Raw genomic sequence first — 10,997 nt, 5'->3', positions numbered from 1 at the left:
CAAAATTCAACATTCAAAATTCATAATTTTATAAAGTTTTCCTTAAGATTATCTAAACACATACATTTTGTAAAGCGTTATGGAATTAACTATAAATATATGTTTAGCTCGTTTTGAGAAAGATACAATTTTTTTATCTGCTCTATTAGTTAGTGGGCAGATAAAGGAGATTTAAAATGAGGGATGCCTCCCGAAAAAAGGGCAGCAGGGCACCAGTCATAGTGGATGAATTTTTAAACAGCTAAACACGCCCTATCTATTTTTGCACTAAGTGAGGGAAGATACTATAAATGATTGCCATTATTGAAGGAGGGGGAGGAATTTCTAAGCTTCTTAAGGAGAAGATAAAAAAATCTATTCTTGTTAAGCTTCCACTTAAATCAGATATTGATGAGATAATTTGTCTTCTTAAAAACAAAGGGATAAAAAGGGTTATATTTGCAGGTAAGTTTGAAAAGGCAATGCTCTATAAAACAAAGGAATTTTTTCCAAAAAAGGATGATGATAGCATTATAAAATACATATCAAGCCGATTTGAGAAAGAGGGGATAAGGGTATTGAACCAGAGAAGGTATCTTTCTTCATATCTTGCAAAAAAGGGGCCTCTTACACCTTGCAAACCAAGCAAAGATGAAATGGAGGATATAGAAAAGGGGCTAATTGTCGCAAAGAAAATAAATTCTCTTGGAATAGGCCAAAGCGTCTGCATAAAGGATGGAATTATAATTTCTGTTGAAGGCTTAGAGGGAACCAATGAGACAATAAAGAGGGCAGGAAAGATAACCGATGGCTTTGTGGTTGTAAAGTATGGAAAAAAAGGAAGGGAGATTCCTGTTATTGGCGAAGAAACAATTATGGTAATGAAAAAAGCAAATGCAACCGCATTAGCAATAAAAAACAATATTGTGATTATTCTGCCAAAGACATTAGAGCTTGCAGAAAAAAGCAGAATATCTGTGGTTGGTGTTTGACTTTATCCAGCTTAAAAAGGTAAAATTTTTTTATGCTTAAGAAAATATTATTATGGTCATTTGGGATAGCTATCATCATCCTTATTTTTTATAATACAAAGATAGAAATTCCAGAGAAACCAGAAATTATCCCATATTCCGATTTCTTAAAATCCGTAGAAAAGGGGGTAATTCCCGAAGTAATTATTATTGATAGCCAGATTAAGGGAAAGATTGTTTCTGGAAAAAAGGTTTCCCTATTTACAACCCAGATTCCCTACAAGGATGAAAACCTTATAAACTTTCTTAAGGAAAACAATGTCAGCTTTAAAGGAGAGGATATATCCCCCTTTCACTCATTCATTAACTTTTTTTGGCAGACGGTTATTCCCACAATCTTTTTTATCTTTATCTTCTGGTTTCTCTTATTTAGAAATGTAAGGGGACCAGGTGGAGAGAATCCATTTTCATTTACCAGATCAAGGGCAAAGCTATTTGCAAAGACAGAGGAATCTATAACATTTAAGGATGTTGCAGGGGTTGAGGAGGCAAAGCAGGAACTGGTTGAGATAATTGAGTTTTTAAAAGACCCAAAGAGGTTTCAGAAATTGGGGGCAAGGATTCCAAAGGGCATTTTGCTTGTAGGCCCTCCGGGAACAGGAAAGACCTTATTAGCAAAGGCAGTGGCTGGAGAGGCAGGTGTTAAATTCTTCTCTGTTTCTGGCTCTGATTTTGTTGAAATCTTTGTTGGTGTTGGTGCAGCAAGGGTTAGGGATTTGTTTGAACAGGGAAGAAAGCATACACCCTGTATTATATTCATTGATGAAATAGATGCAGTGGGAAGGCAGAGGGGAGCTGGTCTGGGTGGAGGTCATGATGAGAGGGAGCAAACCCTAAATCAATTGCTGGTTGGAATGGATGGTTTTCATAGCCATGATGGCTTGATTGTTATTGCCGCAACTAATAGACCCGATGTCCTAGACCCCGCCTTGCTTCGTCCAGGAAGATTTGACAGGCATATTGTGGTTGATGCACCAGATATTATCGCCAGGGAAGGAATACTGAAGGTTCATGCAAAGGGAAAGCGATTTGCAAAAGGGATAGACTTTAAGGTTCTAGCAAGGAGAACGCCTGGTTTTGTTGGCTCAGACCTTGCCAATCTTATAAATGAGGCAGCCTTACTTGCGGCAAGGAGAAAGAAAAGGAGAATAACCATAAGCGAGCTTGAGGAATCAATAGACAGGGTCATTGCAGGACCTGAAAGGAGGAGCAGGCTAATCTCAGAAAAGGAGAAAAGGATTGTTGCCTGTCATGAGGCAGGCCATGCCCTGGTTTCCCATTTTATCCCAGGCTCTGACCCTGTTCACAAAATCTCCATTATGCCAAGGGGTGTATCTGCATTGGGCTATACCCTTCAGCTTCCTGTTGAGGATAGGTATATTGTAACAAAGGGAGAGCTTTTGGATAGGATGGCTGTTCTTCTGGGTGGAAGGTGTGCAGAGGAGGCTGTGTTTTCTGATATAACCACTGGAGCTCAGAATGACTTGGAAAAGGCAACCGAGCTTGCCAGGAAGATGGTCTGTGAATATGGAATGTCTGAGCTTGGACCTTTGACCTTTGGAAGAAGGCATGAGGAGGTATTTTTAGGAAGGGATTTTCTTAAAGAGAAGAATTATAGTGAGGAGATTGCAGGAAAGATAGATAGGGAGATTGAAAAGATTGTCAGGGATTCATATACCCGCGCATCAAAGATTATCTGTGAAAATAGAGAAAAACTTGAAAAGCTAACCCAATCCCTTATTGAAAAAGAGATTCTTGAGGCAGACAATATAAATGAAATTCTCAAAGGATAGGAAATAAAATGCAAAACATCACTATAGTTAATTCCATAACGCTTTATAAAATGTATGTATTTAGATAATCTTAAGGAAAACAATGATGCTGTTTTTGCGCCTGATAGGACTTGAACCTACGGCAGACACGGTTTAGGAAACCGCCGCTCTTCCATACTGAGCTACAGGCGCTTCTTCTTTCTTTAAAAGAGCCATTTTCTCTTCCTTGCCCCTAATATATCCCCCTAATTTCCCGTTCTTTCTTATTATTCTATGACAAGGAATGATAATTGGGCAAGGATTTTTTGAAAGGGCATTTCCCACCGCCCTGGCTGCCTTTGGATTTCCTATTCTTTGGGCAACCCATTCGTATGTTCTTGTTTCTCCTTTTGGAATAGATAAGACAGCCTTATAGACCCTTTTCTGAAATGGGGTAAGCTTAATATTTTGAAGACAAAGAGACAAAGTAGGAATTTCCAAGCTCTCCAGATGGTTGGAAGGCAAAGTCGAAGGAGAATCTCTTTTGTTTGATGCCAAAGCCAGTGGTTAAACCTGAGCCTTCGTCTTGGGAACCTGATTTAAAGCCAAGCCTTATTGCCAATGCCTTTCTATAATCATATTCTCCACCGATGTTTATGTAGGGGTCGTTGTCATTGGAAAGGGTTCCATCTAAAACAATGGTAATGGGGGCAAGGGTTTTGGGAAGAAGATAGGAAAGACCAAGTTTTAAGCTTAAAGGAAGGGGATCTGATTCCTTTTCAAACTTTATCCTTGTGCCGATGTTTTTTATTACCGCACCGATTTTCATTCCTTTAATCTTTGGTTTATAGAGCATTCCCGCATCACAACAGAATCCGTAGGCATCGCTATTATCTATTTCTCCATAGATTGCCTTAAGGGATAAGCCTAAAGCAATGTTTTCATCGGGCATTTTTCCACCCAGACCAAAGGAAAGGGAGAGATCACAGGCATCCCAGGTTCCCTCTGGATTTGCACTTGCATCGTATTTGTCTTCTTTTCCATAGTCAAGGTAAGAGATAGATGTGGCAAATATTGCCTTATGGGTGGGAAAAACACCTGATAGATAGCCATAGCCTAAGCCAGAGATCTCAGAAAATGGCTTAAGGAACATAAAGGATGCCTCTCTATCATTTAATTGAGAAAGACCGGCTGGATTCCAATAAAGGGCATTTATGTCATCGGCTAAGCCAACAAATGCCTCACCCATTCCATTTACTCTAGCACCCTGTCCAAGCTTTAGGAAGGCAAAAGCGGTTTTGCCGGCTTCCTTAGCAAAGCTCACGCTCCCTACTAACCCTAAAACTGCTACCAAAAATAGCTTTTTCATCTTTTTACCTCCTCTTAGCTCTTTGCTAATTGACTAATTGTGTTGATTATTTCATCAATCTTTTTCTCCCTTCTATTGAGGGATTTTTGTGTCTTATAAACAACTACGATAGCCACAACCAATAATGCTATTTCAATTATCTCCTTAATTCCCATATTTTACCTCCTCTCAAGAAGCATCTTTAAAAGCTCCTCATTATTTTTTAAAAGCCTCTCATTTTCTTTTTCTAATCTCATCACGCTTCTAAATAAGAACAAAAGCAAAAGGATTATAAGAACAGGTTCTAAACCTATATCCTTTATTCCTTTAAATATGGTGGATATATCCATCTTTTTTTAATTATACAACTAACCTTAGAAATTTGCAAGCATTATTTTACAATCTTACTACCCCGTCCCCTCAGGCTTCGCCTGAGAAGGTGTTCGTCCTTTTAAATTAAACACATACCATATTAAGGAAGCTCAACACATACGAGTTATGCGTAGGGTTATGAGTTATGGGTTAAATTGAGAAATTAGGCCTTTTATTTCCTCTATAAATAGGGCTTCTGCCTTTTTTTGAGAATCAGAAATGGCAGATACAATAAGGTCGGAAAGCATGCTAACATCTTTCTCTAACCCTTCTTCTATCTTTATCTCCAAAACATCCTTCATTCCATCACAGGTAACCTCAACCATCCCTCCACCCGATTGCCCAATTACCCTTTTTTCTTTCAGCCTTGCTAAAAGCTCATCCCTTAAAGATTCAAGCCTTCCGATATTTCTCACCAAAGAAAAAATGTCTATCATCTTACCTCAATAGCATCGAATATTTCAAAGGCTTTCTCTATAATATCCCTTTCTGGAATTACAACCTCTATTTTTCTCTTAAAAAGCTCAGCTAAAACATCCTCAATAATTCTTTTATTCTCTACCTTTCCTATAATTTTCCTATGTGTATTTGCCGTTTCTTTAAATTTTAAAATAAGCCTGTTTTCCTCTGCTTCAATAGATTCTATTTCTTGTAAGGGGTTTTTAAGAAGGGGATTTTTCTTAGAAACCATCTCCAAAACCTCATTCCACCTCCCCAATACATCATCATTTTGACCCTCTGACCCTCTGACCCTCTGACCCTCTGACTCCTGAATAAGCTTTACTATAGCCAACTCAAGAAGAAACTCTGCGTCATCTGGTAGGCTCCTTATCCTTTCTTCTGTCTCACAAAAGGTATCCCCTGCCTTTATTAGCCATTCTATATCACCATTAGAAGAAGCGGCCTTAACAATAAAACCCTTGAGAGAATCTAAAATACCCCTTATTATCATATCAGGAGAAAACCCCTCATCCATCATCTCTTTTACAAAGGAAAGGGCATTTGCATCTTTATTTTTTATCATCTCAATCAATGAAACAATGGATGCCTCTTTGCAGATTCCCAGAAGGCTCCTTACATCATCAGAGCTCGCATCGCTTTTGTATAAAACAACCTGGTCAAGGATAGACTCTGCATCCCTTAAGCTTCCCTCAGAAATAGAGGAGATAAGAGAAATTGCCTCTCTATCTAGTTTAAAACCCTCTTTTTCTACTATAGAAGAGAGGGCGTTCTCTATCACAGATTTTTCTATCTTTCTAAATTCAAACATCTGTGTCCTTGAGGATATTGTCTTGGGAACCTTTTGGACATCTGTGGTTGCAAAGATAAAGATTACATGAGGGGGTGGCTCCTCAAGGGTTTTTAATAGGGCATTGAATGCCTCTGGGGTTAGCATATGAACCTCATCAATAATGTAGACCTTGAACCTTCCGGCAATCGGCCTATAGCCTACACTTTCCCTTAATTCCCTTATCTGGTCAATCCCCCTGTTTGAAGCACCATCAATCTCAATAACATCTAAAGAGGAGCTTTCGTCAATCTCAAGGCAGGATGAGCATTTGCAACAACAAATTGGACTTGGTCCTTCTTTGCAATTTAGAGATTTTGCCAGAATCCTTGCAATGGATGTCTTTCCCGTCCCCCTTGGTCCAAAGAAAAGATAGGATGAATTTATCCTATTTTGGGAAATCGCATTCTTTAGGGTTATGACAATATGGCTTTGTCCTATAACGCTCTCAAAGCTCTTTGGTCTATATTTTCTTGCTAAAGAAAGATACATTTATTCTTCTAGGCTAGAGGAAGGGATTTTTCCCAAAAGATAGAGACATAAACATAAGATAAATATAACAAGAGCAAATACACCAATCTTTGCTAATTGGTGAAATAGGGAAATTTTCTCAAACCCTATAGACATCTTTGCCTCAACCAGAACCATTCCCCTGATGCTTGAGATTATCCCAACAAAGATAAATGGCCTTAAGGTAAAGGGAAGCTTTTTAAAATACCTTAAAACATCCCAGAGGATTTCCATAATAAGAAGGATAAACAATGTATCTCCTATCATTTCAACGATGGACTGAGTATCAGGAAAAAAAGCCTTTGTAAAAGCCTGATATAGAAAGGCAAAGGCAGCAAAGACAAGAAGAAATGCAACGCTGATATGAACAATGTTGTCTATTAAAATAAAAATCCTTCTTATTGTTTTCATACCATTTCTCCTTTGGGATACGAACCCAAGATCTTTAAATAATTGCAAAGTTTATTAAGCTTTGAGATTGCCATTTTTACCTTTTCATCCTGAATATGGCCTTCAAAATCAATAAAAAACATATATTCCCACGCTCTAATTTTTGATGGCCGGGATTCTATCTTTGTAAGGTTTATCCCTTGCTCGGCAAATGGCATAAGCATATCGTGCAATGCTCCTGGCCTATCCTTTACAGAGAATAAAATTGATGTTTTATCACATCCTGTTGCATTACCATATTCCCTTCCAATAACCACAAACCTTGTTGTATTTGAGACAAAATCTTCTACTTGTCTTTTAAGAATATTGAGAGAATAGATTTCTCCTGCCCATTTGTTTCCAATGGCTGCAGAGCATGCTTCATCTACTACCCTTTTTGCAGCAGCTGCGGTGGATGGCATATCAATAAGCTCTACACCAGGCATGTTTTCGGAAAGGAATTTTCTGCATTGGGCAAACACAGAGGGATGGCTATATACCCTTTTGATCTTTGAAATGTCATCTTCCCTTGAAAGTAGGCAATGGGAGATTTTAAGGTATATCTCATCACAGATTACCACATCTGTATCAATGAACATATCAAGGGTGTTAGATACAATGCCCTCTGTTGAGTTTTCAATTGGGACAACGCCATAATCTGCCCTTTTTTTAACAACCTCCATAAATACATCACATATTTCATTAAAGGCAATATATTTGTTTGATGCTCCGAACCTTTGCTCTGCTGCTTGATGAGTAAATGTTCCAGAGGGACCTAGATATGCTATTACTGGCTCTCCTTGAAGCTTTAAAGAAACAGAGAATATCTCCCTATATATCGCGGATATTGCTTCTTTTGGAAGGAGCTTTCTATTCTTTATAAGCCTTTCTAAAACCCCTTTTTCCCTATCTGTATGCAGAAGGGAAAGCTTTTCCTCCTTTTTTATTTTTCCTATCTCTAAAGCAATAGAAATCCTCTCCTCAAGGAGCTTTAAAACCTTGTCATCTATCTTGTCTATCCTCTTTCTTAATTCATCAAGCATTTTTCATAAAGTTATTCAAAGGCTTTTTCCCCATCTTTTTAAGCCTGTGGTTTAGGGCGGCAGCCTCTGCAATAACAGCCATATTCCTTCCTGGTCCGACCGGAATAACCATTTTTGGAATAGAAACATCTAAAATTCTTATTCTTTTTTTCTCTTTTTCTTGTTCTTTTTCTAATCCAACCCTCTCATATTCTTTTTCTTTATCCCAGAGCTCAAGATGCAAAACAAGCTCTATCTCCTTTTTTTCACATATCGCAGAGAATCCAAAAAGCTCCTGGATATTGATAATTCCAAGCCCCCTTATCTCTATACAGTTTGCAGTGGCTGGTGGTGCTTCTCCGATTAGGCTATTTCCAATCTTCTTAATAAGAACAGAATCGTCTGCAATAAGCCTGTGTCCCCTTTCAATAAGCTCAAGGGCGCACTCAGATTTTCCCACCGAGTGCTTTCCTTTTAATAAAACACCAACCCCAGAGATATCAACCAGGGTTCCATATTCAAGGGTCTGCTCGGTAAATTTTTCCTCAAGATAAATTATTAAACTTGCAGTAAGCTTTCCGGTAGGAACCGGTGTTGAGAGAATAGGGATGTTATGTAGATTTGAAAGCCCAATAAGTTCATCTGGGACAGGTTGTCCCCAATCAACAATAAAACAGGGGATTTCGTATTGAAATATCTCCTTTAAAATCCCATCCCTTTCCTTTTTTGAAATATCGTGAAGGTATGAAATTTCTCCCTTTCCTAGGACTTGAATCCTCTGATAGCCAAAGTGCTTAAAGTATTTTATAAGGGCAAGTCCAGGCCTGTTAATATCAACCTGGGTTATTTTCCTTGAAAGCCCATCTTTCCCCGAGATAATCTCAAATCTAAGGTCATCCTTTAGGTCATTTATAAGCTCTTTTACCGTTATTTCAGCCATTCTAATCTACCACGGCCGATGGGAGTTGAACCCATAACCGTAAGATTCGAAGTCTTCCACTCTATCCAATTGAGCTACGGCCGCCTCATTCACTTTCGTTCTGCTCTCACCTCCTAAATTATACCTTTAAAGAGGGATTATGTCAATTGAGGCTTTGTTACATTGTGGGTTCTATCTATAAAGAAAGCTTATAATAAAGCCAAGAAATAGGATAAATAAAAGAAAAGAAAAAATAATAGAGGGAAAGGAAATAGCAAGGATTGTTTTTCCAAAAGAAAGGGAATAAAGGTTTTTTATAAATTTAATCTTTAAGATAAAAACCCAAAGAAAGATAAGGATAATCCCAAGAAAAGATATAGGGAAAACCTTACCAACAATGACAAAGGGTGTAAAGAATATAAGGGGAAATAAGGATGTTGCAAGGGATAAAAATAGCCTTTTTCCATCTCCACATCCTCCTACAATCTCACAAGAAATATGAAGGATTGCTGATTTGAAAAAAATCCAAAAGAGAAAGAGGCTCAAGAATATCATCATATTAAGATGAAGTGAGAAAATTAAGGAAAAACCTACGCTTGTGCTTAGAGAGGAAAGCAAAAGGATAAAAATTGGAATCCTCTTTCTATAAAGACAAAGGGAAAGACCATCCGAAGGGGATGTTATTAGCAAGAATCCAATGTTTAGGTCATTCATTCCTTATCTTCTCAATTATCTTTGTGGTTGACCAATCTTTAAGGTATTCAACAATCTTTACACATCGGGCAAATTCTTTTCCCTTTACCTTATTTTCTTTCCAATCACCACCCTTTACAAGGACATCTGGCTTTATCTTTCTTATAACATTTACAGGGTCTTCTTCATCAAATACAACAATATAATCAATAAGCCCTATTTCAGAAAGAATCTCTATCCTTGCTTTTTGGTTCATAATTGGTCGATTTGGTTTTATTTTTGAAATAGAGGTATCAGAATTAAGCCCAAGGATTAAACAATCGCCAAAGGATTTTGCCCTTTTCAAAAGATGGATATGTCCTGGGTGTAAAATATCAAAACAGCCATTGGTAAAGACAATCCTTTTTCCCTCATTCTTTAAATCATTTGCAATCTCTTTCAATTCACCAATCTCTTTAAGCTTCTCAGCCATAAATCCTAAATCTCCTTTATCCTCTTAAGAAGCTCCTCCTTTGTTACTGTAGCTGTTCCAATCTTTCCTACCACAATCCCTGCCGCATAATTGGAAAGCCTTGCTGCTTCAATTATATCAACGCCTGCACTAAGTGCCAAGCTTAAAACAGCTACCACTGTATCACCCGCTCCTGTAACATCATAAACCTCCCTTGCATTGGTTGGAATATGAAATACCTCTCCTGTGTCCTTAAGGATTGACATCCCCTCCTCTCCCCTTGTTACGATTACCACCTTACATTCCAGACGCCTCATAATTGCACTCATACATTGCTTTAGGCTTGCCTCGTCCTTTACTATAATCCCGGTAAGGTCTTGTGCTTCAAAGTGATTTGGGGTGATTATGGAAACCCCCTTGTAATAGCCAAAATTCCCTATCTTTGGGTCAACAATGGTAATCACATCGTGCTTTTTGGATAGGGGAATAAGCTCCTCAAGCAATTTCTGCCCAACCACGCCCTTTCCATAATCTGAGATCACAATTGCCTTTACATCAAGGATTACCCTTTTGATATAGTCAAGTAACTGGTTTATGATTTTCTCATCTATTGGCTCTTGCTTTTCCTTATCAATCCTGATCATTTGCTGGGATTTTACCACAATCCTTGTCTTTAGGGTGGTTGGCCTATGGCAATCCAAAATAAGACCCTCTGTGCTTATCCCTTGGGAAGAAAGGGAGGATATAAGCCTCTTTCCCTCAACATCATCGCCAATTACACCCCCAACATAAACCTTGCCTCCTAAGCTATGGATATTTGCTACAACATTTGCCGCTCCCCCTGGATGGAATGTCTCCCCGGTTATATTTACCACCGGAACGGGTGCTTCGGGGGAAATCCTCCTTACATCACCCCAGATAAACTCATCAACCATCAAATCGCCTACAACCAAAACAGGCTTTAGGTTGCCAAATACCCTTTCAAATATCTCATTCATATCTTTCCTCCTTTTTGGGAAAATCTCCCTTTAAAACATCCTCTTTAAATCCCTTTATTGCCCTTCCTATTTCATCCCCCATATTCAAATACCTCCTTACAAACCTAGGAGACCTTTCAGTAAGACCAATCATATCATTAAGCACCAGGATTTGTCCATCGCAATGTATCCCAGAGCCAATACCAATCGTAGGAATTTTTAATGCT

Annotated in this window: 15 protein-coding genes and 2 tRNA genes; 2 read left to right on the top strand and 15 right to left on the bottom strand. The window is 38.4% G+C overall.

Annotated features, from left to right (window positions below):
* Nucleotides 1–290: 290 nt before the first annotated feature.
* Together lpxI and ftsH are read left to right on the top strand one after the other, a co-directional pair.
* Nucleotides 291–971: a UDP-2,3-diacylglucosamine diphosphatase LpxI gene (gene lpxI / locus AB1397_01885; protein MEW6481743.1), complete on the top strand. Its 681-nt coding sequence runs from the start codon at nucleotides 291–293 to the stop codon at nucleotides 969–971.
* A gap of 32 nt (nucleotides 972–1,003) precedes the next feature.
* The gene (gene ftsH, locus AB1397_01880) at nucleotides 1,004–2,803 is read left to right on the top strand and encodes an ATP-dependent zinc metalloprotease FtsH (GenBank protein ID MEW6481742.1); all 1,800 of its coding nucleotides are present in this window, start codon (nucleotides 1,004–1,006) and stop codon (nucleotides 2,801–2,803) included.
* A 95-nt stretch (nucleotides 2,804–2,898) separates the two neighbouring features.
* On the opposite strand, the gene AB1397_01875 is transcribed toward ftsH, so the two are convergent.
* The 15 genes from AB1397_01875 to AB1397_01805 all read right to left on the bottom strand — a co-directional run.
* A tRNA-Arg gene (locus AB1397_01875) sits at nucleotides 2,899–2,974 on the bottom strand.
* Entirely contained in the window at nucleotides 2,936–3,247 is a 312-nt protein-coding gene (locus tag AB1397_01870) for an MGMT family protein (protein ID MEW6481741.1), read from the bottom strand. The genes AB1397_01875 and AB1397_01870 overlap by 39 nt, the downstream gene beginning before the upstream one ends.
* The gene (locus AB1397_01865; GenBank protein ID MEW6481740.1) at nucleotides 3,222–4,130 is read right to left on the bottom strand and encodes a PorV/PorQ family protein; all 909 of its coding nucleotides are present in this window, start codon (nucleotides 4,128–4,130) and stop codon (nucleotides 3,222–3,224) included. The genes AB1397_01870 and AB1397_01865 overlap by 26 nt, the downstream gene beginning before the upstream one ends.
* Nucleotides 4,131–4,144: 14 nt before the next feature.
* Complete coding sequence (locus tag AB1397_01860) at nucleotides 4,145–4,285, bottom strand: hypothetical protein (protein ID MEW6481739.1); 141 nt, start codon at nucleotides 4,283–4,285, stop codon at nucleotides 4,145–4,147.
* Nucleotides 4,286–4,288: 3 nt separating this feature from the next.
* Entirely contained in the window at nucleotides 4,289–4,459 is a 171-nt protein-coding gene (locus tag AB1397_01855; protein ID MEW6481738.1) for a hypothetical protein, read from the bottom strand.
* 165 nt (nucleotides 4,460–4,624) lie between these two features.
* Nucleotides 4,625–4,918, bottom strand: a complete 294-nt coding sequence (locus AB1397_01850) for a YbaB/EbfC family nucleoid-associated protein (protein ID MEW6481737.1) — start codon at nucleotides 4,916–4,918, stop codon at nucleotides 4,625–4,627.
* Nucleotides 4,915–6,261, bottom strand: a complete 1,347-nt coding sequence (gene dnaX, locus AB1397_01845; protein ID MEW6481736.1) for a DNA polymerase III subunit gamma/tau — start codon at nucleotides 6,259–6,261, stop codon at nucleotides 4,915–4,917. Before dnaX ends, AB1397_01850 begins: the two co-directional genes overlap by 4 nt.
* Nucleotides 6,262–6,690, bottom strand: coding sequence for a phosphate-starvation-inducible PsiE family protein (locus tag AB1397_01840; GenBank protein ID MEW6481735.1), 429 nt, complete (start codon nucleotides 6,688–6,690; stop codon nucleotides 6,262–6,264). It abuts the gene before it with no gap.
* Nucleotides 6,687–7,751: a prephenate dehydratase gene (pheA, locus tag AB1397_01835; protein ID MEW6481734.1), complete on the bottom strand. Its 1,065-nt coding sequence runs from the start codon at nucleotides 7,749–7,751 to the stop codon at nucleotides 6,687–6,689. The genes AB1397_01840 and pheA overlap by 4 nt, the downstream gene beginning before the upstream one ends.
* On the bottom strand, nucleotides 7,744–8,670 hold the full coding sequence (gene hprK, locus AB1397_01830; GenBank protein MEW6481733.1) for an HPr(Ser) kinase/phosphatase: 927 nt from the start codon (nucleotides 8,668–8,670) through the stop codon (nucleotides 7,744–7,746). The genes pheA and hprK overlap by 8 nt, the downstream gene beginning before the upstream one ends.
* 10 nt (nucleotides 8,671–8,680) lie before the next feature.
* Nucleotides 8,681–8,754: transfer RNA gene (locus AB1397_01825), tRNA-Arg, on the bottom strand.
* A gap of 87 nt (nucleotides 8,755–8,841) precedes the next feature.
* Nucleotides 8,842–9,363 (bottom strand): hypothetical protein, encoded by a 522-nt coding sequence (locus AB1397_01820; protein MEW6481732.1) that lies wholly within the window; start codon nucleotides 9,361–9,363, stop codon nucleotides 8,842–8,844.
* Entirely contained in the window at nucleotides 9,356–9,814 is a 459-nt protein-coding gene (locus AB1397_01815; GenBank protein MEW6481731.1) for an adenylyltransferase/cytidyltransferase family protein, read from the bottom strand. Before AB1397_01815 ends, AB1397_01820 begins: the two co-directional genes overlap by 8 nt.
* A gap of 5 nt (nucleotides 9,815–9,819) precedes the next feature.
* Entirely contained in the window at nucleotides 9,820–10,791 is a 972-nt protein-coding gene (gene rfaE1, locus AB1397_01810; protein ID MEW6481730.1) for a D-glycero-beta-D-manno-heptose-7-phosphate kinase, read from the bottom strand.
* Nucleotides 10,784–10,997, bottom strand: a 214-nt coding sequence (locus AB1397_01805; protein ID MEW6481729.1) for a 3-methyl-2-oxobutanoate hydroxymethyltransferase, incomplete at its 5' end; no start/stop codon positions are given. The genes AB1397_01805 and rfaE1, both read right to left, overlap by 8 nt.

Source organism: bacterium (assembly GCA_040756715.1).
Classification (GTDB): domain Bacteria; phylum UBA9089; class UBA9088; order UBA9088; family UBA9088; genus JBFLYE01.
This window is presented reverse-complemented; position numbering and strand designations above follow the sequence as displayed.

What these genes read in the sequence shown, in the direction of transcription:
- lpxI (MEW6481743.1), top strand. Translation starts at nt 291, where the DNA reads ATGATTGCCATTATTGAAGGAGGGGGAGGAATTTCTAAGCTTCTTAAG.
- ftsH (MEW6481742.1), top strand. Translation starts at nt 1,004, where the DNA reads ATGCTTAAGAAAATATTATTATGGTCATTTGGGATAGCTATCATCATC.
- AB1397_01865 (MEW6481740.1), bottom strand. Translation starts at nt 4,130, where the DNA reads ATGAAAAAGCTATTTTTGGTAGCAGTTTTAGGGTTAGTAGGGAGCGTG.
- AB1397_01860 (MEW6481739.1), bottom strand. Translation starts at nt 4,285, where the DNA reads ATGGGAATTAAGGAGATAATTGAAATAGCATTATTGGTTGTGGCTATC.
- AB1397_01855 (MEW6481738.1), bottom strand. Translation starts at nt 4,459, where the DNA reads ATGGATATATCCACCATATTTAAAGGAATAAAGGATATAGGTTTAGAA.
- AB1397_01850 (MEW6481737.1), bottom strand. Translation starts at nt 4,918, where the DNA reads ATGATAGACATTTTTTCTTTGGTGAGAAATATCGGAAGGCTTGAATCT.
- dnaX (MEW6481736.1), bottom strand. Translation starts at nt 6,261, where the DNA reads ATGTATCTTTCTTTAGCAAGAAAATATAGACCAAAGAGCTTTGAGAGC.
- AB1397_01840 (MEW6481735.1), bottom strand. Translation starts at nt 6,690, where the DNA reads ATGAAAACAATAAGAAGGATTTTTATTTTAATAGACAACATTGTTCAT.
- pheA (MEW6481734.1), bottom strand. Translation starts at nt 7,751, where the DNA reads ATGCTTGATGAATTAAGAAAGAGGATAGACAAGATAGATGACAAGGTT.
- hprK (MEW6481733.1), bottom strand. Translation starts at nt 8,670, where the DNA reads ATGGCTGAAATAACGGTAAAAGAGCTTATAAATGACCTAAAGGATGAC.
- AB1397_01820 (MEW6481732.1), bottom strand. Translation starts at nt 9,363, where the DNA reads ATGAATGACCTAAACATTGGATTCTTGCTAATAACATCCCCTTCGGAT.
- AB1397_01815 (MEW6481731.1), bottom strand. Translation starts at nt 9,814, where the DNA reads ATGGCTGAGAAGCTTAAAGAGATTGGTGAATTGAAAGAGATTGCAAAT.
- rfaE1 (MEW6481730.1), bottom strand. Translation starts at nt 10,791, where the DNA reads ATGAATGAGATATTTGAAAGGGTATTTGGCAACCTAAAGCCTGTTTTG.